This window comes from Pseudarthrobacter sp. MOO13 (genome assembly GCF_058267655.1).
The window spans coordinates 2624180-2648529 of sequence record NZ_CM177848.1; the positions used below are offsets into that span (position 1 = coordinate 2624180).

At 67.8% G+C, this 24350-nt stretch carries 24 protein-coding genes; 7 read left to right on the forward strand and 17 right to left on the reverse strand.

What is annotated here, in order from left to right:
• Positions 1-68: 68 nt before the first annotated feature.
• From rpsO to truB, 7 genes are all read right to left on the reverse strand, one after another.
• The gene (gene rpsO / locus AC4EEO_RS12075) at positions 69-338 is read right to left on the reverse strand and encodes a 30S ribosomal protein S15 (RefSeq protein ID WP_018763489.1); all 270 of its coding nucleotides are present in this window, start codon (positions 336-338) and stop codon (positions 69-71) included.
• 212 nt (positions 339-550) lie between these two features.
• Positions 551-1810, reverse strand: a complete 1260-nt coding sequence (locus tag AC4EEO_RS12080) for a kynureninase (RefSeq protein WP_491338914.1) — start codon at positions 1808-1810, stop codon at positions 551-553.
• The gene (gene kynA, locus AC4EEO_RS12085; protein ID WP_491338915.1) at positions 1807-2661 is read right to left on the reverse strand and encodes a tryptophan 2,3-dioxygenase; all 855 of its coding nucleotides are present in this window, start codon (positions 2659-2661) and stop codon (positions 1807-1809) included. The genes AC4EEO_RS12080 and kynA overlap by 4 nt, the downstream gene beginning before the upstream one ends.
• 36 nt (positions 2662-2697) lie before the next feature.
• A complete protein-coding gene (locus AC4EEO_RS12090) occupies positions 2698-3681 on the reverse strand; it encodes a bifunctional riboflavin kinase/FAD synthetase (protein ID WP_018763486.1) in 984 nt (327 codons plus the stop codon).
• Positions 3682-3759: 78 nt separating this feature from the next.
• Positions 3760-4209, reverse strand: a complete 450-nt coding sequence (locus AC4EEO_RS12095) for a hypothetical protein (RefSeq protein WP_018763485.1) — start codon at positions 4207-4209, stop codon at positions 3760-3762.
• A 19-nt stretch (positions 4210-4228) separates the two neighbouring features.
• Entirely contained in the window at positions 4229-4582 is a 354-nt protein-coding gene (locus AC4EEO_RS12100) for a hypothetical protein (protein WP_018763484.1), read from the reverse strand.
• Between the two features lie 2 nt (positions 4583-4584).
• On the reverse strand, positions 4585-5520 hold the full coding sequence (truB, locus tag AC4EEO_RS12105) for a tRNA pseudouridine(55) synthase TruB (protein ID WP_491338916.1): 936 nt from the start codon (positions 5518-5520) through the stop codon (positions 4585-4587).
• Between the two features lie 78 nt (positions 5521-5598).
• Between truB and AC4EEO_RS12110 the strand changes: the two genes are divergently transcribed.
• Positions 5599-6756: a pyridoxal phosphate-dependent aminotransferase gene (locus AC4EEO_RS12110; RefSeq protein WP_285320530.1), complete on the forward strand. Its 1158-nt coding sequence runs from the start codon at positions 5599-5601 to the stop codon at positions 6754-6756.
• A gap of 28 nt (positions 6757-6784) precedes the next feature.
• Here the strand turns inward: AC4EEO_RS12110 and trxA are convergent, their stop codons facing one another.
• Positions 6785-7222 carry a thioredoxin gene (gene trxA, locus AC4EEO_RS12115; protein WP_491338917.1) on the reverse strand — a complete coding sequence of 146 codons (438 nt, stop codon included), beginning with the start codon at positions 7220-7222 and terminating at the stop codon, positions 6785-6787.
• Positions 7223-7224: 2 nt separating this feature from the next.
• Entirely contained in the window at positions 7225-7707 is a 483-nt protein-coding gene (locus AC4EEO_RS12120; protein ID WP_109044917.1) for a nucleoside deaminase, read from the reverse strand.
• Between the two features lie 173 nt (positions 7708-7880).
• On the opposite strand from AC4EEO_RS12120, the gene AC4EEO_RS12125 reads away from it, so the two are divergent.
• Positions 7881-9008, forward strand: coding sequence for a ScyD/ScyE family protein (locus AC4EEO_RS12125; RefSeq protein ID WP_491338918.1), 1128 nt, complete (start codon positions 7881-7883; stop codon positions 9006-9008).
• A 116-nt stretch (positions 9009-9124) separates the two neighbouring features.
• On the opposite strand, the gene rbfA is transcribed toward AC4EEO_RS12125, so the two are convergent.
• The 5 genes from rbfA to rimP all read right to left on the reverse strand — a co-directional run bounded on the left by rbfA (position 9125) and on the right by rimP (position 15074).
• A complete protein-coding gene (rbfA, locus tag AC4EEO_RS12130) occupies positions 9125-9625 on the reverse strand; it encodes a 30S ribosome-binding factor RbfA (protein ID WP_018763478.1) in 501 nt (166 codons plus the stop codon).
• A gap of 288 nt (positions 9626-9913) precedes the next feature.
• Positions 9914-12799 (reverse strand): translation initiation factor IF-2, encoded by a 2886-nt coding sequence (infB, locus tag AC4EEO_RS12135; protein WP_018763477.1) that lies wholly within the window; start codon positions 12797-12799, stop codon positions 9914-9916.
• Positions 12800-12951: 152 nt separating this feature from the next.
• Positions 12952-13362, reverse strand: coding sequence for a YlxR family protein (locus tag AC4EEO_RS12140; protein WP_368665742.1), 411 nt, complete (start codon positions 13360-13362; stop codon positions 12952-12954).
• 117 nt (positions 13363-13479) lie between these two features.
• A complete protein-coding gene (gene nusA / locus AC4EEO_RS12145; protein WP_018763475.1) occupies positions 13480-14460 on the reverse strand; it encodes a transcription termination factor NusA in 981 nt (326 codons plus the stop codon).
• Positions 14460-15074, reverse strand: a complete 615-nt coding sequence (gene rimP / locus AC4EEO_RS12150; RefSeq protein WP_018763474.1) for a ribosome maturation factor RimP — start codon at positions 15072-15074, stop codon at positions 14460-14462. The genes nusA and rimP overlap by 1 nt, the downstream gene beginning before the upstream one ends.
• A gap of 106 nt (positions 15075-15180) precedes the next feature.
• Between rimP and AC4EEO_RS12155 the strand changes: the two genes are divergently transcribed.
• From AC4EEO_RS12155 to AC4EEO_RS12165, 3 genes are all read left to right on the forward strand, one after another.
• Positions 15181-16281, forward strand: a complete 1101-nt coding sequence (locus tag AC4EEO_RS12155; protein WP_491338919.1) for a DUF4439 domain-containing protein — start codon at positions 15181-15183, stop codon at positions 16279-16281.
• Between the two features lie 97 nt (positions 16282-16378).
• Positions 16379-17146, forward strand: coding sequence for a VIT1/CCC1 transporter family protein (locus AC4EEO_RS12160; protein ID WP_491329663.1), 768 nt, complete (start codon positions 16379-16381; stop codon positions 17144-17146).
• Positions 17147-17150: 4 nt separating this feature from the next.
• Positions 17151-18182: an aminoglycoside phosphotransferase family protein gene (locus AC4EEO_RS12165; protein WP_491329662.1), complete on the forward strand. Its 1032-nt coding sequence runs from the start codon at positions 17151-17153 to the stop codon at positions 18180-18182.
• A 39-nt stretch (positions 18183-18221) separates the two neighbouring features.
• On the opposite strand, the gene AC4EEO_RS12170 is transcribed toward AC4EEO_RS12165, so the two are convergent.
• Genes AC4EEO_RS12170 through AC4EEO_RS12180 form a run of 3 tightly spaced genes read right to left on the reverse strand, consistent with a single transcriptional unit; the run spans position 18222 to position 22271 of the window.
• A complete protein-coding gene (locus AC4EEO_RS12170) occupies positions 18222-19613 on the reverse strand; it encodes a pyridoxal phosphate-dependent decarboxylase family protein (RefSeq protein ID WP_109044923.1) in 1392 nt (463 codons plus the stop codon).
• A 55-nt stretch (positions 19614-19668) separates the two neighbouring features.
• Entirely contained in the window at positions 19669-20463 is a 795-nt protein-coding gene (locus AC4EEO_RS12175) for a sulfite exporter TauE/SafE family protein (protein WP_491338920.1), read from the reverse strand.
• Complete coding sequence (locus AC4EEO_RS12180) at positions 20460-22271, reverse strand: proline--tRNA ligase (protein WP_285320522.1); 1812 nt, start codon at positions 22269-22271, stop codon at positions 20460-20462. Before AC4EEO_RS12180 ends, AC4EEO_RS12175 begins: the two co-directional genes overlap by 4 nt.
• Positions 22272-22708: 437 nt before the next feature.
• Here AC4EEO_RS12180 and AC4EEO_RS12185 point away from each other — a divergent pair, with 437 nt between their 5' ends.
• Together AC4EEO_RS12185 and AC4EEO_RS12190 are read left to right on the forward strand one after the other, a co-directional pair.
• On the forward strand, positions 22709-23524 hold the full coding sequence (locus tag AC4EEO_RS12185; protein ID WP_491338921.1) for an ABC transporter ATP-binding protein: 816 nt from the start codon (positions 22709-22711) through the stop codon (positions 23522-23524).
• A gap of 11 nt (positions 23525-23535) precedes the next feature.
• Entirely contained in the window at positions 23536-24279 is a 744-nt protein-coding gene (locus tag AC4EEO_RS12190) for an ABC transporter permease (RefSeq protein WP_491330910.1), read from the forward strand.
• The last annotated feature ends 71 nt before the right edge of the window (positions 24280-24350 follow it).

A 24350-nucleotide genomic window follows, 5' to 3' on the forward strand; every position in this document is an offset into this window, starting at 1 on the left:
CTCCTGTTTAGTTTTTCATTTGAAGAAGGCGGCCCGTTCCGGAGGGAAAGGGCCGCCCCAAAGCCAGACTAGCGGCGCAGGCCGAGACGCTCGATGAGCGTACGGTAGCGGGCGATGTCAGTCTTCTTGAGGTAGCTCAGCATACGCTTGCGACGACCAACCATGGCCAGCAGACCGCGCTGGGTGTGGTAGTCGTGCTTGTGCTCCTTCATGTGCTCAGTCAGATCCTTGATCCGCTGGGTCAGGACGGCAACCTGGACCTCGGGTGAACCGGTGTCGCCTTCGGCGGTTGCGTATTCCTTGATGATGGACTGCTTTACAGCGGCGTCAAGTGCCACAATAACTCCTTGGGAATGTGCCGTGAGGGCCCAGGTCAGAAGTTCACTGCCGGGTCTGCCATGCACGTCCTGTCCCGGAAACCCGGGAAAGCCGCAACGACAGGACCCAGCCGCCACGGACTGCAGCCGGATCCATCGTCCAGTTTACCGGGCCGGGCCTAACCTTGTCGAAACAGTCCGGGCGGACCCGCGGCCCGCTCCGGCGCCGGGCGTCAGCCCTGCAGCCGGTCCCGGATGGCGGCCATGCCGTCGAGGACCTCGGCGAAGCTGGTGCTCAGCGGCGACAACCCCACCCGGATCCCGTGCGGTGAGCGGAAGTCCGGAATGACGTCGCCGTCCCAGAGCGCTTCCACGGTGGCTTTGCTGAAGTCCGGGTGGTCCACGGTGATGTGGCCGCCCCGCTCCCCCGCGTCCCTGGGCGAAGCCAGTTCGGCACCCAGCGGGGCGAGCCAGGCGTCGAAGACATCGATGGCGAAGGCGGTCAGTGCCACTGACTTCGTCCGGATAGCAGCCATCGAGGCTTCCTCGATGAGGTCCAGGGTGCCTTGCATGGCGATCATGCCGAAGATGGCGGGAGTGCCGCTGAGGAAGCCGCGGATACCTGCCGCCGGTTCATAGCCGGCGCCCATCTCAAAAGCGTCCTTGCGGCCCATCCAACCCCAGATGGGCTGGTTGAGCGCCGGCAGGTGGCGGGCGTTGACGTACGCGAAGGAGGGTGAGCCCGGGCCGCCGTTGAGGTACTTGTAGGTGCAGCCGGCGGCGAAGTCCACGTCCGCGCCGTCCAGGCCGATCTCTACCGACCCCGCGGAGTGGCAAAGATCCCACACCACCAAGGCGCCGGCGTCGTGCACTGCCGCGGTGATTCCCGGCAGGTCAGCCAGGTGCCCTGAACGGTAGGCGATCTGGCTGAGGAGCACGACGGCGGTCCGCGGCCCGGTGGCCTGGCGCACCTGGTCAAGGGTCACCCCGGCTGCCGGATCGGGGTCGATCCACCGGAGGGTCAGCCCCTCTTCCAGGGCAATGCCCTCCACCAGGTAGCGGTCCGTGGGAAAGTTCCCGGTATCGAGCACAAGCTCGTTGCGGTCCGGGTCCGGCACGGCGGCCAGCGCGGCGCGGAGCAGCTTGTAGAGCACCACGGTGGTGGAATCGGCAATGATCGTTTGTCCCGGGGCCGCGCCCAGGACGGCGCGGCCCAGCTGGTCTCCGATGGCCTGCGGCATGGCGAGCCACTGTTCGTCCCAGCCGCGGATGAGCCGGCCGCCCCATTCGTTCCGGACGAAGGCGGCGACGTCGTCGGCAGTCCGTTTCAGGGGCCGGCCCAGGGAGTTGCCGTCCAGGTAGGACAGCGGGGTGTCCGTTCCGACGAAATGGTCCCGGTACGCTGCCAGCGGGTCTTGGCGGTCCAGCTCCGCCGCCCGGCGGTGGAGCGCCTCAGTGGTCACGCCGGTGGGGCGGTCCTGGTGGATGCTCATTGTCCGATCTCCGTCCTGACGGCAAATAGTTCCGGAAAAAATGTCAGCTCCAGCGCCTTCTGCAGGAAGGTGACCCCGCTGGAACCACCCGTGCCTGTCTTCATGCCGATGGTCCGCTGAACGGTGCGCAGGTGCCTGAACCTCCAGAGCTGGAAGTTGTCCTCCAGGTCCACCAGTTCCTCGCACGCCTCGTAAGCGGCCCAGTTCTCTGCCGCGTTTTCGTAGATGTGCTTGAAGATCGGGACCAGGTCCGGGGTGAACTCATGGGCGCGCGTCACGTCCCGGTCCAGGACGGAAGCGGGCACGTCGAATCCGTGCCGGGACAGATAGGCGAGGAACTCGTCGTAGATGCTGGGGGCCGCAAGCAGTTCCGCCAGCATGGCGTGGGCCTCGGGATCGGATTCGAAGACCGGCAGCATCTTGCGGTTCTTGTTTCCCAGCACGAATTCGACCGCCCGGTATTGGGCGGACTGGAAGCCCGAGGAATTCCCCAGGAAGCCGCGGAACTGCGAATACTCGGTGGGGGTCAGGGTGGCCAGTACGGACCATTGTTCGGTGAGGGTCTTCTGGATGTGCTTGACCCGGGCAATGCCCTTCAGCGCCGAGCCGAGGTCGTCGGCCCGCAGCCAGGCGGCGGCGCTGCGCAGCTCGTGCAGGACCAGCTTCAGCCACAACTCGGTGGTCTGGTGCTGGATGATGAACAGCAACTCGTCGTGGTGTTCCGGCTCGCTGACCGGCTTTTGGGCACTAAGCAGCGTGGGCAACTGCAGGTAGGAGGCGTAGCTCATCCGCGAGCTGAAGTCGCGGACAATCCCTTCATCGAGCTTGCGGGTGTTCTTTTCGACGGACACGCACTGCCTTTCGTTGTCAGGGCCCCGGCAGTGCTGTCAGCGGGCGGCGAGGAGCTGATGGGCCTGCGCCACATCCAGCCGCATCTGTTCCACCAAGGCCTCAGGGCCACGATAGGCCACCATGCCCCGCAACCGTTCGACGAATTCCACGATCACTGTCTGGCCGTACAGATCGAAGTCCTCCACGGCTTCCTTGGGCCGGTCGATGACGTGTGCCTCGACTTGCCGGCTGACGCCGTCGAACGTGGGATTGGAGCCCACCGAAATCGCCGCCGGCCAGCGCGTTCCGGCCTGGTCCACCAGCCAGCCTGCGTAGATGCCGTCGGCCGGGATCAGTCCCGAGGCATTGGAGGCGAGGTTTGCGGTGGGGAAACCGAGCGCCCTGCCGCGGGCGGCACCGTGGACCACTTCGCCGCGCATCCGGTGGGCCCTGCCCAGCACCGCGGCAGCGGTGGCGACGTCGCCCTCCTGCAGCGCCTCGCGCACCCAGGTGGACGAGCAGCGCCGGTCGGTGGCTTCGTCGCCGTGCAGCGGGTAGCCCTCTGAGCCGAATTCGCTGATCACCTGGACATCGAAGCCGAACTTTTTGCCCAGCGCCTTCATGGTGTCCAGGTCACCGGAGTTGCCGCGGCCGAAGCGGGCGTCGTGGCCGATGACAACGTGGCTCGCGTGCAGGCAGTCCACCAGGTACTGCTCCACGAATTCCTCGGCCGTAAGGCTGGCGAGGTCCAGGGAGTACTTGACCACGAGGACGGCGTCCAGGCCGAGCTCGCCCAGGGCCTCCAGCTTGTCCTCCAGGCCCATGATCAGTTCCGGCGCGGCCTCGGGGCGGTGGATCAGCGCAGGGTGGGGGTCGAAGGTGACGGCCACGGCCTTGGCGTGCGCGAGGCGGGCCGAGCGGATCAACTGGGAGAGCACCTGCTGGTGGCCGCGGTGAACGCCATCGAAATTGCCGAACGTGACTACGGATGGGCCGAAGTCCGCCGGGACATCGGACGGATCGTTCCAGATGTAGACCATCACCCTCGCCTTAAGCTGCCTGCAAAATCTGTGTTCCGGGGCCAGGCCGGCCGCGGAACTCTTCAAGGTTACCCGGATTCACTGCGCGGCCTTGGCCTGGGACGGGCGGCGGCGGTACAGCCACGCCAGCCCGAGGATGGGCAGCAGCAGCGGGATGAAGCCGTAGCCCCGGCCGAACAGCGACCAGACCGTCTCGTGCGGGAACTGCACGGAGTCCAGGACGCTCAGGGTCCCCACCACCAGGACACCCGCCAGTTCCACCAGGACGGCCGCTACGGAGACCTTGAACCAGGTGCTGCCTGCTTTGGCCAAGGAGACGGTGGCCACTACGTAGACCAGGGCGGCGAAGGCCGAGAGCAGGTAGGCCAGCGGGGCCTCGGAGAATTTGGTGAGGATCTGGTACCCGGCGCGGGCCGTGGCGGAGATCGCGAACACCCCATAGACCGCGATCAGCAGCCTGCCGGGCCCGGTATTGCGGGTGTTGCGGGCGGGTGCGTCCTCGGCCGGGCGGGCCTGCTGGTCTTTCATTTGTTTTGCTTCTTCCACTTCAGTACCAGATCTGGTTCATCCGCGCGGCCATCACCAGTGCGGTGACGCCGACGGCGGCCAGAACAAAGTTGCTCCACCGGGTCCGTTCCAGGATGGACCAGTACGCCGCTGCCGGGGGCAGGAGCATGGCGGTGGCCATGTAGCCCCAGAATTCCCAGGCTTCGCCTGCAATGCGTTCGCCGGCAATGACCCGCACGATGGAACCCACCAGGTAGACCACGAGGGCCAGTTCGACCGCGGCGACGGACAGGATGGTGACGTCGTTGGGCGCTTTCTTCAGGATTCCGGCACCGACGCAAAGCACCGTGGACACCAGGCCGACCACCAGGATGATCCAAAAATATGCATCCACGCCTATGCCTCCGCGGCGGCGGTCGCTGCCGGGCCGGTGCCGGGGGCGAAGACCAGCACCGGTTTGGCGTAGCTGCCCGCGTCGGCGAGGAGGGCCACCAAGGTGCCGTCGGGGGCGAAGGCTGCGGCCGGGTGTTCCGCCGTGGCAGCGCCCGCGGTACCTGTGGAGGCTCCGGAAGCGATCCGCCGGCCGAAGGAGATTTCCGTAGTCTCCTCCGCGGTCAGCTCACGGTTGGGCATCAGGGCCCGGGCGGCCTGTGACATTTCCAGGATGGTGAGTTCCTCGGCAAGCTCTTCAAGGGTCCGCGCCTGGTCCAGCGAGTAGGGGCCCACATGGGTCCTGCGGAGGGCGGTGAGGTGCCCGCCGGTGCCGAGGGCGTTGCCGAGGTCCCGGGCGAGGGCCCGGATATATGTACCGGAGGAGCATTCAACCGTGACATCGAGGTCGATGACGTCCGCGTCCGGATCCCGCCTGACGGCATGGACCTCGAAGCGGTGAATGGAGACGGGGCGGGCGGCCAGCTTGACGTCCTCGCCGGAGCGTACCCGCGCATAGGCGCGTTCGCCGTTGACCTTGATCGCGCTGACGCTGCTGGGCACCTGCTCGATCCTGCCGGTGAGGGCTGCGACGCCGTCGTAAATTGCCTGCTCGCCCACCCCGGACGTGCCGGCCGTGGCGGTGACCTCCCCTTCGGCGTCGTCCGTCACGGTGGACTGGCCCAGCCGAATGGTGGCCGTGTAGGTCTTGGAGGTGCCCACAATGTAGGTCAGCAGGCGGGTGGCCTTGTTGATGCCGAGGACCAGCACGCCGGTGGCCATGGGGTCGAGGGTGCCCGCATGCCCCACTTTCCGGGTACCTGCGAGGCGCCGCATCCGGCCAACCACGTCATGGCTGGTCCATCCCTGCGGCTTGTCCACTATCACCAGTCCAGAAAGCACGCCTCCCAGTATATCGGCGCAGGTTGGGGCGCCCGCACGCCAGGCGGAGGGCGGACATGGACGGCTAGGATGGCTGGCATGCCCGAGCTTGCCGCCCACGTCCGCGACGTGCCCGTCAACCAGATCCGCGAGATCACCGAGGCCGCCTGGCGCACGCCGGACGCGCTGGTGCTGAGCATCGGCGAGCCCGGCTTCCCGCTCCCCCGCCACGTCCTGGACGCCGGCATCGCCTGCCTGGACCGCGATGAAACCAACTACACGCCCAACGCGGGGATCCCGGCCCTGCGCGAGGCGTTCGCGGCCAGGTTCCGCCAGGACCAGGGCGTCGATGTCGGGGCCGACCAGGTCTACGTGGTGTCCGGCGCGCAGCAGGGCCTGCACTTGGCCATGAGCCTGCTGCTCTCCCCGGGTGACGAGATCCTGATCCCCAACCCGGGCTATCCCACCTTTGCCATGACCAGCCGGCTGCTCAATGCCGTGCCCGTGCAGTACCCGCTGCACCCGGACCACAACTTCCAACCCCGGGTGGCCGACGTCGAGGCCCTCATCACCGGCCGCACCCGCGTGCTGGTGCTCAACTCACCGTCAAACCCGCTGGGGGCCGTGCTGGGCGAGGACCTGGTCCGCGACCTGATGGACCTGGCCCGCCGGCACGATCTCTGGGTCATCTCCGACGAGTGCTACGAGGCGTTCACCTACGATGTGCCGCACGTGAGCCCGGCACGGTTCGACGCCGGCTCCCCGGAGGGGGCCCGCGTGTTCACCTCCCTGACGCTGTCGAAAACGTACGGCCTCACCGGACTGCGGATTGGCGCGCTCATCTGCCCGCCGGGCCTCAAGCAGAAAATGGACAACGTCATGGAGTCGATCGTGTCGTGTGTGGCGTCCGCCCCGCAGTATGCGGCGCTCGCCGCCCTGACCGGGCCGCAGGACTACGTCCGGCACGCACATCAGCATTACCGGGAGAACCGGGATGCCGCCTCGGCGGTACTGGCTGCCAAGGGGATCCGTTTCCTCCCGGCGCAGGGTGCGTTCTACCTGTGGGCCGATCTGTCCCACGCGACCGGCGGCGATGTGCGGGCCTGGGTGCGGCGCTTCCTGGCGGACGCCGGTGTGGCGTTGGCGCCGGGGACCGCATTCGGCTCCATTGGCGAGGGTTGGGTGCGGATCGCGTTGTGCGGCCGGAAGCAGGAACTCCTCGAGGGCGTGTCGCGGCTTCCTGCCGCGTCCCGGTAGCGGCGCCCGCAAGACCTGGCGGCCGGCGTCAGGTTTGCGCGTCGGCGAGAGCCCGGTCCAGCCAGGAACGCAGGACGTCCGCCGGTGCGGCGCCGGCTTGGCGGGCCACCACCTTGCCGTCCACGATCACCATCAGTGTCGGAATGGCTTGGACATCGAACCGCCGCGACAAACCGGGAGACGTGTCCACGTCCACCTTGACAAGCTTGATCTTTCCCGGCCGCTCCCGCGCCAGCTTGTCCAGGACGGGGCTGACCATCCGGCAGGGCCCGCACCATGCGGCCCAGAAGTCCACCAGCACCGGCACTGCCGACTGCTCGGCGACCGTGGCAAAGTCCGGGTCGCCGGCAGACACAATCCACGGAAGGTCAGCCTTGCAGTTGCCGCAGCGCGGATGACCGGCTGCCCGGACCGGCACCCGGTTGGTCTTTCCGCAGGCAGGGCAGGCGATGAGTGCGGTTTCCATGGCTAGTAGTCCTTCCTGCCGGCGAAGGCGCCCCACGCCTGGAAGGGGAGGTCCGACGTCGGGATGTCACCACGGGTGACCGGCATCAGGTCCGGCCGGGCGCCGTTGAAGTAGTCGTAGAAGAGGGCGTCATCGAAGCCCGCAGCCGCCGCCCCGTGCCGGTCTGCGGCAAAGTAGACATGGCCGATCCTGGCCCACAGGGCCGAGGCCAGGCACATGGGGCACGGCTCGCAGCTTGCGTAGAGCACGGATCCGGTGAGGTCGAAGTTTGCCGTTGCCGCCGCCGCTGCCCTGATGGCCACGACCTCCGCGTGGGCGGTGGGATCGTTGTCCCGGGTGACGCGGTTGACACCGGCGTGGGCTTTCCCGTCGGGGGTCACCACCACGGCAGCGAACGGTCCCCCGCCCAGGCCGACGTTCCGCGTTGCCAGGTCCACTGCCTGCTCGAGGTACGTGGAGGGGATGCCGTGCTCGTCCGAGGTCATAGCACGATCCTAGCCACGTGGGCGCTGTTGGGGGATAGAAAGGGGGCAACGCAGGGGGGATTCCCCCAACGACTACCCGCTGGTAGGAGCCTACGCTTGCGCGCGGGGGAACATTTCGCCTCCTCGGAGGCTTCCTATCCAGCCCGTCAAGGGCCCCGCACCCGGAGATCCCAATGAAAAAAAGACTCGCACTCTTAGCCTGTATCGCGGCCACCGCCGCCGCCATGGCGTCCGCTGGCCCCGCCTCTGCATCCACCCGCACACACGACTACGATGTCCTTGCAGATGAACTCGTCTCTCCCCTGCACGTCGCTGCAGGGACCGGAAAATCGGTCCTGGTGTCCCAGGACTTTGCCGGAAAACTCACCCGCATCAGCAGGGACGGCGCCACGAAGGACCTGGCGACCGAGACGCCCCAGGGCTGGGAGGTGGCCGGCTCGGACACCCACGGCAGCACCACGTATTACCTTGAAAGTGTGGGCGCCGGCCAGGGAGACCCCGCCGCACTGCACGGATACCTCAAGTCGATCGATGCCAAGGGCGATGTGGACACCATCGCCAACTTTGCCGACTACGAACGGCGCCACAACCCGGACGGAGACCAGCGCTACGGGTTTGGCCGTGACGTCAACGATCAGTGCCTGGCCGGTTGGCCCGCGTTCCCGCCGGCAAAGTACAAAGGCACGGTTGACTCCCACCCTTATGCCCTGGCGGTCAAGGATGACACCGCCTATGTGGCCGACGCAGGGATGAACGCCGTGCTCAAGGTGAACCTGAAGAACGGCGACATCGATACAATCGCCGTCCTGCCGCCACGGCCGGCCACCATTCCGGCGGGTTTGAAGATCCCTGTGGACATGGAGGGGAACACCATGACGGTTCCGGACTGCGTGGTAGGGCACAAGTACGCCTTCGAGCCCGTGCCTACCGATGTGGTGATCGGCCCGGACGGGATGCTGTATGTGACAACCCTGCCGGGCGGACCGGAAGGACCGGAGCTTGGTGCCCGCGGTGCGATTTTCAAGATCAACCCGTGGAACGGTGACACCGACCTCTGGGCGGACCACATCCTCAGCCCCACGGGCCTGGCGGTCGCCGGCAATGGTGATGTGTATGTGGCGTCCCTGTTCGGCGGCGAGATCCTGAAGTTCACGTGTGAGGGCAGCCGTTCCCAGTTCCTGGCTGTAAACATGCCCGCGGACGTCGACATCAGCGGCAACACGCTCTACGCCACGGCTGACGCGCTCGGGGATCCCTCGCAGCCGCCGTCCGGGAAGGTCATCAAAGCTGACCTGCACTAGGGATGCAGCACTGATGGGTTAAAAGCAGCAGGGCCCGGGATCAGCTCCCGGGCCCTGCTGGCGTCCTGCATGTTGCTGTCCGCGTCGACGTCGCCGTCGCTGCTGAGGCCGGTGTCTTACTTGTTGCTGTCCTCGTCGACGTCGCCGTCGCTGCTGAGGTCGGTGTCCTCTTCGTCGAAGTCGTCTTCGTCGATGTCGACGTCGTCGGACTTGTAGGGGTCGGCGTCACCGGCGTGCTGCGCATTGGCGGCCAGCGCGGCCACTTCGGCGTCACGTTTGCGGGCTTCCCGCAGGAGTTCCTCGAGGTTCGAAGCGTTGACCGGGATCTGGTCTGCCACGAACTCCAGGGTGGGGGTCAACCGGACGGTGATGTTCCGGCCGACTTCCTGCCGCAGCACACCCTTGGCCTTTTCAAGCCCCTTGGCGGCGTCGGCCTGGACAGCCTCGTCACCGAAGACCGTGTAGTAAACAGTGGCGTGCTGCAGATCATTGGTCACCCGGGCGTCGGTAACAGTAATGCCCTCAAGCCGGGGATCCTTGGCCTTCCGGCCCAGAGCCTCAGCAACAACAACCTTAATCCGCTGCGCCAATTTTGCAGCACGTGCCGGATCAGCCATGAACAACTCCTAAAGAAGAAAAATTTGGGACGTACGACGGCGACGCCGCTACTTGGGCGATTACGTCGCCCCGGGTGGTGCGCGCCTTGGTAAGCCAGGGACGACGCCGTCGGGATCTTCCGGCGGCGCTTTGGAGCCGTGAAGGGGGCCCGGGAGTGGCATCGGGCCTGCCGGAGACGGGTGGCTGACGATCGCAGATCGTCGGCCACCCGTCGTAGGGGCGGGGCCCCCTTTACGGCGGAAAAGCGGGGGCCGCCGGGAGATCCCGACGGCCCCGAAACAGACAGCCTAGACGCGCGGCTTCTCGCGCATCTCGAAGGTCTCGATGATGTCGCCTTCGGTGATGTCGTTGTACGAGCCAAGACCGATACCACATTCGAAGTCCGTGCGGACCTCGGTGGCGTCGTCCTTGAACCGCTTGAGCGACTCGACCGTGAGGTTGTCACCAATGATCTTGCCGTCGCGGGTGACGCGTGCCTTGGCGTTGCGGCGGATGATGCCCGAGCGGACGATCGAGCCGGCGATGTTTCCGAACTTGGAGGAGCGGAACACTTCGCGGACCTCGGCGGTGCCAAGCTGGACTTCTTCGTACTCCGGCTTGAGCATGCCCTTGAGGGCTGCTTCGATGTCATCGATTGCTGCGTAGATGACGGAGTAGAAGCGCATGTCCACGCCTTCGCGGTCTGCCAGTTCGGCAACCCGCTCGGCGGGCTTGACGTTGAAGCCGATGATGACGGCGGAGTCGACCGTTGCCAGGTTGACGTCGTTCTGGGTGATGGCACCCACACCGCGGTGGATGACGCGCAGCTGCACGCCTTCGCCGACGTCGATCTTGAGCAGCGCGTCTTCGAGGGCTTCCACGGCACCGGACACGTCACCCTTGAGGATGAGGTTGAGGGTGTCGATCTTGCCTTCGGCGACGGCCTGGTCGAAGTCTTCCAGGCTGATCCGCTTGCGGCGCTTGGCCAGGGCGGCGTTGCGGTCGGCGGCTTCACGCTTCTCGGCGATCTGGCGGGCGGTGCGCTCGTCAGCGGTCACGAAGAAGGTGTCACCGGCGCGCGGGACGTTGGACAGACCCAGCACCTGCACGGGGCGGGACGGGCCTGCCTCGGTCAGGGCGCTGCCGTCGTCGTCGAACATCGCACGGACGCGGCCGTGGGCCGTGCCTGCCACGATGGTGTCGCCGACGCGCAGGGTGCCGGACTGCACCAGGACGGTGGCAACCGCACCGCGGCCCTTGTCCAGGTTGGCTTCGATCGCGATACCGCGGGCGTCCTTGTTCGGGTTGGCGCGCATGTCCAGGGCAGCGTCCGCGGTGAGCAGGACGGCCTCGAGCAGCTCGTCGATGTGGAGGTTCTGGCGGGCAGAAACTTCCACGAACATGGTGTCGCCACCGTATTCCTCGGGAACCAGTCCGTACTCGGTCAGCTGGCCGCGGACCTTTTCCGGGTTGGCGCCTTCCTTGTCGATCTTGTTCACTGCCACGACGATCGGTACGTTGGCCGCCTGGGCGTGGTTGAGCGCCTCAACGGTCTGGGGCATGACGCCGTCGTCCGCTGCGACCACCAGGATGGCGATGTCGGTGACCTTGGCACCTCGGGCACGCATGGCGGTGAACGCCTCGTGGCCCGGGGTATCGATGAAGGTGATCTTCCGGTCGTCGCCTTCGTGGTTGTGCGTGACCTGGTAGGCACCGATGTGCTGGGTGATGCCACCGTGTTCGCCCGCCATGACGTCGGACTTGCGGATGGCATCGAGCAGTCGGGTCTTACCGTGGTCGACGTGACCCATGACGGTGACTACAGGAGGACGTGCCTCAAGTTCCTCGTCGCCTTCGGCTTCGAGTTCGGCGTCAAAGTCGATGTCGAAGCTGGAGAGCAGCTCGCGTTCTTCGTCTTCCGGGGAGACGACCTGGAGCTTGTAGCCCAGTTCCTCGCCGAGGAGGGCGAAGGTGTCTTCGTCCAGGGACTGGGTGGCGGTAGCCATTTCACCAAGGTGGAACAGCACGGTCACCAGTGCAGCGGGGTTCGCCTCGATCTTGTCGGCGAAGTCCGTGATGGACGAGCCGCGGCGGAGCCGGATCACAGTGTTGCCGTCGCCGCGGGGTACGCTCACGCCACCCAGCGACGGGGCACTCATCTGCTCAAGTTCCTGGCGCTTGGCGCGCTTGGACTTGCGCTGCTTGCCACGGCCTGCGCCGCCCTTGCCGAAGGCACCCTGGGTGCCACCGCGGCCGCGGCCGCCCTTGCCGAACCCGCCACCGGCGGGAGCACCGCCGCCGCCACCGGGGCCACCGGTACCGGGAGCGCCGCCGGGGCGTCCGGGCCCGCGGCCGCCGCCGGGACGGCCGGCACCTGCGGGTGCGGGACGCTCGGTGCGGTTAGGCATCATGCCGGGAGTGGGACGGGGACCGCCGGGGCGCGGGGCGCCGGGACGGGGTCCACCGGCACCTGCCGCGGGACGGGGTCCACCGGCACCGGCTGCGGGGCGCGGACCACCGGGACGGGGTCCGCCTGCACCGGCTGCGGGACGGGGACCGCCGGGACGGTCGCCGTCGCGGCCGCCGCCCGGTCGGGGCATGCCCTGTGAGGTGGCGAACGGGTTGTTGCCCGGACGCGGAGCGCGTTCACCGTCTCCGCCGCGGCCACGGGGCATGCCCTGTGAGGTGGCGAAGGGGTTGTTGCCCGGGCGGGGACCGCCGGGCCGGGGGCTGGAGGCACCCGGCGTGGAACCACCCGGACGGGTGGAGGGAGCCGGGGTCTCTGCCTTCGGGGCAGGGCGGGCGCCGGGCTTGGCTCCCGTGGACGGAGCCGCGGGGGCGGCCGGCGCGGGGGTTTCAGCTGCGGGAGCTGCCGGGGCAGCCTGGGCAGGCGTTGCCGGTGCTTGTGCCGCGGGGGCCGGAGCCTTGGGCGCGGCCGGGCCGGGTGCGGGTGCTGAAGGACGTGATCCTGCTGCGGGTGCGGGCGCCTTGGGGGCGGCTGCGGGCGTCGCGGCAGGGGCTGCCGACTTGGCAGCGGCGTCGGGGAAGGCGTTGCGCAGTTTCCGCACAACGGGGGCCTCAATGGTGGATGAGGCGGAGCGAACGAATTCGCCCAGTTCCTGCAGTTTTGTCACTGCATCTTTGGAAGTTATACCGAGCTCTTTGGCGAGCTCATGTACGCGGACCTTGGCCACATTTCTCCTGTCTCGGTCCGCACCGAGCCAGGCACGAACCGTCTACTTCTTACTGCGGACCCCAGCCGCTGTTGATGCGAAGGGGCCCATTGCAGAGCGCAACAAAGTTGTCATCGTTACGCACTCATCGCTGGGAACTCATCGGGTTTCCATCAGATTTCTGACCCGCTTTCAGGTTGGACGGTTGGTGTTGCAGCCACCGGGGCGGCGTCAACGTTCGGACCTGACATGATCCAGTGTTCGACGGCGGCTGTTCCGGTCGCGCCCGGAAGGGCACGTCCGAATGCTCGCCGCTTGATCGCCAGAGCCAGGCACGATTGGCTGGGGTGCAGCCATGCACCCCGGCCAGACATCCGGCGTCGTTCATCCACCAGGACAGCGGTTGACCCGCTGCCTTCGGCGACGAGCCGGAGCAACTGCGACCGCAGGCCTTTCTTCCGGCATCCGATGCAGGTACGTTCGGGCTGACTCCCGGTGGAAAGCACTTCTGCCACGGTCATCGTCCTGACGTTCATTCTGCTGGCCCTCGAATACCCGCCTCCGGAGTCCCGGAAAACTGGCATGCACAGGGCACACGGCTGCCGGCCGTTAGGCGCGGTCTTATCTATTCTAGCCCCTTTGGGCCCTTCTGCCCGAAACCGGGTGGCTGCCGGAGTCCGGCAGCCACCCTGCCTTGAACGTTATTTGTCGCGGGGGGCCGCGGCGTCGGAGACGATGTCGATCCGCCAGCCCGTCAGCTTTGCCGCCAGTCGGGCGTTCTGGCCTTCCTTGCCGATGGCCAGGGACAACTGGTAGTCGGGGACCACCACCCGGGCGGACCGGGTTGCTTCGTCGGTAATGGTGACGGAATTCACGCGCGACGGCGAGAGGGCGCTGGCGATGAAGGTCGCCGGGTTCTCGCTGAAGTCGACGATGTCGATCTTTTCGTCGTTGAGTTCGGTCATGACAGCCCGGACCCGCGATCCCATTTCCCCGATGCACGCGCCCTTGGCGTTGATCCCGGGAGTGTTCGCCTTCACGGCAATCTTGGTCCGGTGTCCGGCCTCGCGTGCCAGTGCCACGATTTCCACCGAGTGGTCGGCAATCTCGGGCACTTCGAGTTCGAAAAGCTTCCGGACCAGGCCCGGGTGCGAGCGGGACAGCGTGACTGACGGACCCTTGGTGCCGCGGTGGACGTCGATCACCAGGGCGCGCAGGCGGTTGCCGTGGATGTACTTTTCCCCGGGGACCTGCTCCGGGGGCGGCAGCAGCGCCTCCAGCGATCCGAGGTTGACCTGGATCATGTGCGGGTTGTTGCCCTGCTGGATGGTGCCGGACACCAGCTCGCCCTCGCGGCCCTTGAACTCGCCCAGGACGTTGTCATCCTCGACGTCGCGGAGCCGCTGCAGGATGATTTGGCGCGCAGTGCTGGCAGCGATCCGGCCGAACCCTTCGGGGGTGTGCTCGAATTCGCCGATCGGAGCGCCGTCGTCGTCAATTTCGACAGCCCAGATGGTCACGTGGCCGCTCTTGCGGTCCAGCTCGGCACGCGCTTTTTCGAAGGCGCCGGGCGACTTGTGGTAGGCCACCAGGAGCGCCTGCTCGATGGTGGGGATCAGGAGGTCCAGCGGGATTTCACGCTCACGCTCCAAAAGCCTCAGTGCGCTCATGTCAATATCCATCAGGCCTCCTCGGAAGGTCCATTGTGTTCAGGTTCCAGACCATCCCCGGAGAGGTGGCTGAATTCGATCTCGACTTTTCCGTTGCGGATCCTGTCGAAAGGAAGCTTTACGGGTTCGCCCTGCCGGGGCTTCATGCCCTTCTTGACGGCGACCTCGGGAACCAGGGTCACGCCGTCGTCGTCCACCGACTGGATGCGCCCGGTGACGTTCTCACCCTGGACCACGTTGACCTTGACCATCCGGCCACGGGCACGGTGCCAGTGGCGTGGTTCGGTCAGGGGACGCCCGACGCCGGGCGAGGACACCTCGAGGTCGTACGGGCGCGTGTCGGCGCTGGGGTCGTTGTCCAGGACGTCGGAGAGCACCTTCGAGATGTCGGCAATGACGTCCAGGCTGACACCGCCCGTTTCCTCCTGCGGGAGGTCCACCACGACGTTGACCACCCGGTGCGAGCCGGCGATGTTGATGGCCACGTCCTCAAGGTAGAGCCGGTTGGCCTGGACGGCGGGCTCCAAAAGAGCCCGGAGCCGGGCGGCTTCCGGGTTGTGGGCCGGTGCGGATCCGCTTCCCGTACCGGTGTGGTCTGGTGAAGCCGTGGCTTCTGCATTGCTCACGATGCCGGCCGCCCTCCCTATAGATGATGTGTGTTTACTAGCGTAGCTATTTTACCGGCCCAGTGGTGCACCGGGGTTCCCCCGCAGCGTGACACCATGGTCTGTTGTGAATGACCGCCGCCATGACAGCCACCCGAGCCTGCGTCTGTTCCGTGTTGCCGCCCTCGCCTTGGCGGCGCTGGTTGTCCTGAGCCTCGGTTTCGCCATGGTTCCCGCGGAAAAGCCCGCGCCGGCGGTTCCTTCCTTTTCGGAGCAGGCCCGGGCGGCGGCGCTCACGGACGCCCTGGAACTGCGGGCTGCGGGACAGGGCCTGACGGTCGACGGTGCCGTGGATTCGACCACGGTGGACGCCGTTGTGACGTTGCTGACCATCCAGGCCAGGGCCCTCCAGTCCCCTTCCCCGGAAGCTGGCGCGCAGGGGTCGGGGTCCCCGTCGCCAGCCTCTGCCACCCCTGCCAAGGGGGCGGCAGAGGTGGTCCAGGCACTCGCCGCGAGCGGCCGCGTCCGCATCAGGGACGCAGGCGAGGCCGACGGCGGCTTGGCCCGCCTCCTGGCCGGGACCGGCACCGCCCAGCTGCTCGCGGCCGGGAGGCTCGCTGCGGCGGCCGGGCTGCCGGCGCCGCAGGGCACGGCACCATTACCCGACGCGGATGCTTCCGGGGCTGCCGCCAGCGCGTCACCCTGCGTGGCGCCACCTGCCACTGCGGCCGCGCCGGAGTCCACCGGGTCCGGCGCTCCTGCCGGCGCGCGCCAGGCCTTGGCAGCCGTAACTGTCGCCGAGCAGCAGGCCATCTATGCCTACCAGGCGGCCCTCCCCCGCCTCGCACCGGCGGAGGCGGGCCCTGCGTCTGAATTCCTGGGCCAGCACAAAGGCCTTGCCGCGTCCGCGGAAGCACGCTTCCGGCGTGCCTGCGGAGTACCCGTGCCGCAGCAGCCGGGCTTTATCCTCGATGGCGGCTTCCTGGCCGCACCTGTGGCGGGGCTGGGCCGGATCGAAGCGTCAACCTTGGCGGCCTACGGCGATGCCGTGGCACTGACCCAAGGCCAGGACCGGGCCTGGGCGCTGGGGGCGCTGGAGTCCACGGCGGTCCGGGCCGCGCGGTGGGGCGCAGACCCGGGACCGGTCCCAGGCCTCATCCTGGACGTGGGGCAACTGCCTGCGCTTCGTGGCGGCGAATCCGCCACGGCATCCCCCACACCATCCTGACCGCAAACTGTGCCCCGTTGACTCCCAAAGGCGCCGGCTCGCAGGGGACCACGCCGGAGGGGTGGCACCGGGGCGTCCGGGGTGGTTTGCTGAAGGCATGAACGCGGACGAACCGGCCGACGCCCGGGGCACCACCCCGGAAACCCCGGAGCTGAACCGCCACCGTGAGACCGAACCCCACGGCGACGATACAGCCCACCGGCTGAACTGGCTGCGTGCCGGTGTCCTGGGCGCCAACGACGGCATCGTCTCCGTGGCGGCGATCGTGGTGGGCGTGGCAGGTGCCACCGCCGCGTCCGGCCCCATCCTCACGGCGGGTGTCGCCGGCGTGGTGGGCGGCGCGGTGTCCATGGCGTTGGGCGAGTACGTTTCCGTGAGCAGCCAAAGTGACAGCCAGCGGGCCCTCATCGAGAAGGAACGCCGGGAACTGGCGGAAGAACCGGACGCGGAACTGGCCGAGTTGACCGCCATCTACCAGGCCAAGGGCTTGACCCCCGAGACTGCAGCCAAGGTGGCCCGGGAACTTACGGCCCATGATGCCCTGGCAGCACACTTGTCCGCGGAACTGAACATTGACGAAACGGATATCGTCAGTCCCTGGCACGCGGCGTTCGCCTCGGCGCTCGCCTTTACCATCGGCGCCATCCTGCCCATGCTGGCTATTCTCCTTCCGCCGCCGGAGCTCCGGATCCCGTTGACGTTCGTGTCGGTTTTGGTGGCCTTGGCGTTGACGGGAGCCCTGGGGGCATGGATTGGCGGGGGGTCAAGAACCAAGGCGGCCGTCCGGGTGGTGGTGGGCGGGGCCCTGGCGCTGGCGGCGACGTTCCTCATCGGCAACCTGCTCGGCGCCTCGGGCGTTGTCTGATCCGGTGACCAGGGCGCAGGCAGTCTCCATCCCTCCGGACCTCGAGTCCCGGTACGCACGCACCAGCGCCGGCCGGGCCTGGATCGGCGCCTTGACCGGGCTGCTGGAGGACCGCTTGGCGCAGTGGCACCTTGAGGTCGACCTGGCCCCCGCCAGCCTCCCCTGGAGCGGGCACGGCGGCATGGTGGTCCCGGTCCGGCAGGAGGACGGCTGCCCTGCGGCGCTCAAGATCGCTTTTCCCCACGACGAGGCCATGGTGGAGCGCCATGCGCTGGCGCTTTGGAACGGGCTGGGTGCCGTGGCCCTGCTGGCCTCGGACACCGGGTCATGCGCCATGCTCCTGGAACGCCTTGACGCCGGGCGGTCGCTGGCTGCCCTGCCGGTGGACGACGCCGTCCCGGTGTGGGGTGCCTTGGTCCGGCAGTTGGGGCTGCTCCCGGATGAGCGCCCGCAGTGGCTGGAGTTCGGCCACATTGCAGCGCGGGCGGAGCAGTGGAGCGACGACTTTCCCGCGGACTGGGAGCAGCTTGGACGGCCTTTTCCCCGCTGGCTGCTGGAAGCCGCCCTGGAAGTGTGCCAGACCCGCGGCGTGGTCGGGCGGAGGTCTGCCCGGGACCTGCTGGTCCACACAGACCTGCATTTCCTGAATGTCCTGGCCCGTCCCGGGACTGCGGCACCGGATGGGCCACACAGGCGGGACGGTTACGCGGCCATCGACCCGCAGCCAATGATCGGCGAGCCGGAATTCGCCGTCGCGCCCCTGCTGTGGAACCGCCTGGCGGACCTGCCGGCAAAAGATGCCGGCCGCGGCCTGCTCCGGCGGTGCCACGACTTCAGCACGGCCGCCGGCCTCGACCCGGACGCGGCCCGGCAATGGGGCATCGCCAGGGAGGTGGACAACGCGCTGTGGTACGCCGCGCACGGGCACGACGGCGACCTGGCCCGGTCGCTCTGGGTTGCCAGCACGCTGGCCGGGGGCACCCTGGAGGGCTTGCCGCACCCCCATGCCCTGCCGGAGCCGGGCCAGGGCGGATAGGAGCCGGCAGCCGGCCGGAACGTCCCGCACCGGAAATGGTCACGAAGTCCGCACGGCGGCCAGGGCTGAGCGGACAGCTTCCACGGCGGTGGCGACGTCCCCACCGCCGGTATGCCAGTTGCTCACGGAGACGCGGAGGATGTCGCGGTCCTGCCAACGCGAACCGGACATCCATACTTTCCCGTCCTCGATGATGCGGGCCGTCACCGCACGGGTGGTCTCGTCGTCTCCGAACGCGATGCACACCTGGGTGTAGCCGACGTCATTGAGGACCTCCACGCCGTCCAGCGCTGCCAGGCCGTCGGCGATCGCGGCGGCAGCAGCCGCCAGCCCGGCCACCTGGGCTGCGACCCCATCGCGGCCCAGGCTTTTCAGGGCTGCCCAGACCGGCACTCCGCGGGCGCGCCGCGACAACTCCGGGACCTTCTCGAACGGGTCCCCCGGGCCTTCGGCGTCGTGCACGAGGTAACTGGCGTGCAGGCCCATGGCGGCCCGGAGCGCCGCGGCGTCCCGGACAATCGCAATGCCGCAGTCATAGGGCACGTTCAGGGTCTTGTGGGCATCGGTGCCCCACGAGTCTGCTTCCTCGAAGCCTGCGGTGAGGTGCCGCAGTTCCGGCGCGGCAGCCGCCCACAATCCGAACGCACCATCGATGTGCACCCACGCCCCGTGCTTGCGCGCGACGGCGATGGCGTCCGCAAACGGGTCGAAGGCGCCGGAGTGCAGGTTCCCGGCCTGGAGGCACACCAGGGCGGGTCCCGTGCCGGACGCGAGGGCGGCATCCAGCGCGGCAGGGACCAGGCGCCCTTGACCGTCGGCGTCCACCGCCGTCGGCTGTCCCAGCCCAAGGTACCGCAGGCCGAGGTCCACGGTGTCGTGGCGCTCCTTGCCCACGAAGCAGCGGATCCGGGGTGCGCCGGACAGCCCGTCGCGGTCCAGGTCCCAGCCTGCGCCGGTCAGCAGCCGCCACCGGGCGGCAGCCATGCCAGTGAAATTCGCCATGGTGGCGCCGGTGACGAACCCAACGTCCGCGGCGCCGGGCAACCCCAACAAGTCCAGCAGCCAGGTGCCGGCGGCTTCCTCTATGGCAGCCGTGGCCGGAGTGGCATAGCGCAGGCCGGCATTCTGGTCCCAGGCGCTGACCAGCCAGTCCGAGGCAAGGGCAGCGGGAAGGGTGCCGCCGATCACCCAGCCGAAAAACCGGCCCGAGGGCATGGCCATGAGTCCGGGTTCGGCCGCGGCGGCAAGCAGGTCGATGACCTCTGCTGCCGGCATGCCGGCGTCCGGGAGCGGCCCGCCAAAGGCTGCGGCAAGCTCGGACGCGTGCAGGCTGGGCCCCACAGGCCGGATTGGAAGGCTGGCCAGCCAGGCTTGGGTGTGCCTCGCCGCGGCCGCGAGTGCCGGTGCGTACTCGTCATCCCCGGGTGCCATACCTGCATGCTACGCCCGGGCGGGTTCCGCCACGAGGAGCAGTTTTGCGCACCGGTCAGGCGAAGTTGTCCTCCCAGACGTCGTAGCCGAGCTTGACGATCAGCGCGGCGACAACCACCAGGAAGACCACCCGGACAAACTTGCTGCCCTGGTTCACAGCGGTGCGGGCGCCAAGGTAGCCGCCGGCCATGTTGGCCGCCCCGAGCAGCAGGCCGAGGCCCCACAGGATGGACCCGTGCGGCAGGAAGAACAGCAGCGCACCGGCGTTGGTGGCCATGTTCACGATCTTGGCTTTGGCGCTGGCCTCCAGGAACGCGTAGCCCATGGCGGACACCAGGGCGATGACCAGGAAAGACCCCGTCCCGGGACCGATGAGTCCGTCGTAGAAGCCGATCACGGCACCGATGAGGCAGGCGACGACGTAGTGCTTGTGGCCGTCGTGCCGCAGCGCCGTCAGCTCGCCCACAGTGGGCTTCAGCGCGGTGAAGAGCGCGACGGCGACCAGCGCCACCACGATGATCGGCTTGAACACCCCGGCGGGCAGGGAAGCGGCCAGGCTGGCGCCGCCAAAACTGCCCGCCAAGGCAATGGCTGCCATGGGAACGGCGGTCCGAAGGTCTGGTCCCACCCGCCGGTAGTACGTCGCTGCACTCGTGGCGGTTCCGAAGATGGAGCCCATCTTGTTGGTGGCCAATGCCTGCACCGGCGCGATGCCGGGAACCAACAGCAGCGCCGGAAGCTGGATGAGGCCTTCCCCGCCCACTACCGCATCAACCCAGCCGGCCGCGAACCCAGCTACCACGATCAGGATGATGGTGGTGAGCTGGATCGACTCGAAGCCGGAGATCACCGGTTGCGGACGGCGTTGACCACGTAGTCGACGGCCTTGTCCACTGCAACGTTCTCGGCCTCGCCGCTGCGGCGGTCCTTGATCTCCACCACGCCGTCCACCAGTCCGCGGCCTACGGCCAGGATGGTGGGCACGCCCACAAGCTCGGCATCGCCAAACTTCACGCCGGGCGAGACTTTGGGGCGGTCGTCGTAGATCACGGAGAGGCCGGCCTCTTCGAGTTCTGCGGACAACTTTTCCGCTGCCTGGAAGATTTCGTCCCCGCGGCCCACGGCCACGACGTGGACGTCGGCCGGAGCCACCGTGCGGGGCCAGACCAGGCCGCGCTCGTCATGGTTGGCTTCGGCAAGCGCGGCAACGGCACGGGTGACGCCGACGCCGTAGGAGCCCATGGTGACCACCACCTGCTTGCCATTCTGGTCCAGGACCTTGAGGTCAAGGGCTTCGGCATACTTGCGGCCGAGCTGGAAGATGTGGCCCATCTCGATGCCGCGGGCCGTCTCCAGGGGGCCGGAACCGTCAGGTGAGGGGTCCCCTGCGCGGACTTCGGTGCACTCGATGACGCCGTCCCAGGTGAAGTCGCGTCCGGCCACCAGGCCGAAGACGTGCTTGCCTGCCTGGTTGGCACCGGTAATCCACGTTGTTCCGCTGACCACGCGCGGGTCCACCAGGTACAGCAGCTTGGTGGCACTCTCGGTGCCCAGGAGCGGCTGGTCGAGCGACAGGCCGGGGCCCAGGTAGCCCTTGACGATCAGGGGCTGCTTCTTGAGGTCTTCCTCGCCGGCCTGCTCGAGGCCGATCTCGCCCGCGATCGGCAGGAACGCACCAATGTTGGCTTCCACGCGCTTGAGGTCCACGGCGCGGTCGCCGGGAACGCCGATGACCACCAGCTGCCGCTCGCCGGTGGGCAGCGTCACGGCGAGGACCACATTCTTCAGCGTGTCAGAGGCGCTCCAGGCGCCGCCGTCGGCCTCTGCCCGCGGGGCAATCTGGTTCGAAGCCGCCACCAGCGTCTCGATGGTGGGCGTATCCGGGGTGTCCAGGACTTCGGCGGCCGGGGCGTTGCTGAAGTCGATCTCGTCGGGAACCACGGTGGTGACGGCCTCGACGTTGGCTGCATACCCGCCGGCGGAACGGACGAAAGTGTCCTCCCCGATTTCGGTGGGGAACAGGAATTCCTCGCTCTTGGACCCGCCCATGGCACCGGCGGTGGCTGCCACCGGAACCACCTCGAGGCCCAGGCGTTCGAAGATCTTCAGGTAGGCGCCCCGGTGGGCTGCGTAGCTGGCATCCAGGCCGGCGTCGTCGACGTCGAAGGAGTAGGAGTCCTTCATGATGAACTCACGGCCGCGCAGGAGGCCCGCACGCGGGCGTGCTTCATCGCGGTACTTGTTCTGGATCTGGTACAGGCTCAGCGGGAGGTCCTTGTAGGAGGAATACAGGTCCTTGACCAGGAGCGTGAACATTTCCTCGTGCGTGGGAGCCAGCAGGTAGTCGGCGCCTTTGCGGTCCTGGAGCCGGAACAGGCCCTCACCGTATTCGGTCCACCGGTTGGTGGCCTCGTACGGTTCGCGCGGGAGGAGTGCCGGGAAGTGCACTTCCTGGGCGCCGATGGCGGCCATTTCCTGGCGGATGATCTCCTCGACCTTGCGCAGGACGCTCAGCCCCAGCGGAAGCCACGTGTAGATTCCGGGAGCCGCGCGGCGGATGTAGCCGGCGCGGACCAACAGTTTGTGGCTGGCAACCTCGGCATCGACGGGGTCTTCGCGCAGCGTGCGCAGGAAAAGCTGGGACAGTCGTAGGACCACGGGTGGTATCCGTTTCTGGGGAAGTGCTGGGTCAGCAGGGCCGGACAATTCGTCTGGGTACTAATCTACCGGCACACGCCCTGCGGCACTGACTGGAGGGGCAGCCCGCCCGGGCCGGGAAGCCCGCTGCGCCGGGAAACAGTAGGGCCACGCCCGGAAAATACAAAGCCCCTGGCCCCCCAGTGAGGCTGGTCATCGCATCCGGGCGTGGCCCAACGCCGTTATCGCCTAAGTACTGGTGAGGACTGGTGAGACCGCCCACCCCACTTCCAGCGCAGCTAGATTGAACCTATGTGATGGTGAACACGTTTGACAAGTGTTTCTGCGCCGGAGGATTCCCTTGCCCCCTCGGCCACCCCGGCCTACATTTAATTCACCAGGTGATGAATTCCCCGGCGGATCCGTCAGGGGAAGCCCTGCGCGGCGACGGAGGCGTTATGACCCACCCGGAAGCACCCCTGGCGGAGGTCCGCCGGCAGGCCATCCCGGCCGTCGCGGCGTCCTCACTGACCGTGAAACTGGGACGGCGTACCGTGCTGGCCGGGCTGAACTTCAGCATTCCCGCAGGACGCATCACCGGTCTGCTGGGACCCTCCGGAAGCGGCAAGACCACGCTCATGCGCACCATCGTGGGAGCGCAGCGCATAGCCGGCGGCACCGTCGAGGTGCTGGGCCTGCCGGCGGGCAGTGCCACCTTGCGGCGGCAGGTTGGGTACGTCACCCAGTCCCCCAGTGTCTATCCGGACCTGACCGTCGAAGCGAACGTCCGCTATTTCGGTGCCATGCACCGGAAAGGGAAAGCCGACGTGGCCGAGGCGATTGCCGCCGTCGGCCTCGAAGCCCTGGCACGCCGCAAGGCCGCCGACCTCTCCGGCGGCCAGGTCAACCGCGTCTCCCTGGCCTGCGCACTGGTGGCCCACCCCCGCCTTTTGGTGCTGGACGAGCCCACCGTCGGCCTGGACCCCGTCCTCCGGGCCGACCTGTGGGAACGGTTTCGGGCCATGGCGCGGGCCGGGACCACCCTCCTGGTCTCCAGCCACGTCATGGAGGAGGCCAGCCGCTGCGACACGCTGCTGCTGTTGCGGGAGGGCCGGCTCCTCGCGCAGCTCACTCCGGACGAGCTCAGCAGGCGCGGGCACAGCAGCAACCTGGAACAGGCCTTCCTGGCCATCATCCGGAAGGCGGACCACGACGGGACAGGCGATGAACCGGGAGCCGTGGCATCGTCCCGCCCGGAGGGGACGGTGCACTGATGGATATCCTGATGATGCTCGCCACCACCCGCCGGGTGCTCAGCCAGCTCCGCCACGACCACCGCAGCATCGCCCTGATCCTGGTGGTGCCGGCGCTGCTGCTCACGGCGGTCTACTTCCTGTATGAGAATGAGGTGCTGCCGCCGGGTGTTCCCCGGACGTTCGACCGGGTTGGCCTGATGATGCTGGCGATCTTTCCGTTCGTGGTGATGTTCCTGGTCACGTCCATCACCATGCTGCGGGAACGCATGTCCGGGACCTTGGAGCGGCTGCTCACCACGCCGGTGCACAAGGCGGACCTGTTGTTCGGGTACGGCGTGGCTTTCTCCCTGATGGCCGCACTCCAGTCACTGGTGGCCACAGCGGTGGCCTACTGGATTTTTGGCCTGGACATCGCCGGCGCCCCGGGCTACGTGGTGCTGATCGCGGTGATCAACGCGGTCCTGGGCGTCGCGCTGGGCCTGTTCTGTTCGGCCTTTGCCAGGACCGAATTCCAGGCCGTCCAGTTCATGCCGGTGGTGGTGGTGCCGCAGATCCTGTTGTGTGGCCTGTTCGTTGCCCGGGACCGGATGAATGACGTACTGGAAGCCATCTCCAACGTGCTCCCCCTGACGTACTCCGTGGACGCCCTCCAAGAGGTCGCCGCCCATGCTGAGGCCACCAGCCGGTTGTGGCAGGACGCGGCGGCCATGGCCGGCATCTCGCTCGGCGTGCTGGTGCTTGCCGCGTTGACGCTCCGCCGGCGGACAGCGTGACCTTTCCCGGACCAGCGGATCAGGCAGGGAATCCGGCAGCGGATCCGGCTGGCCGTCCGGCGGGCTCCGGC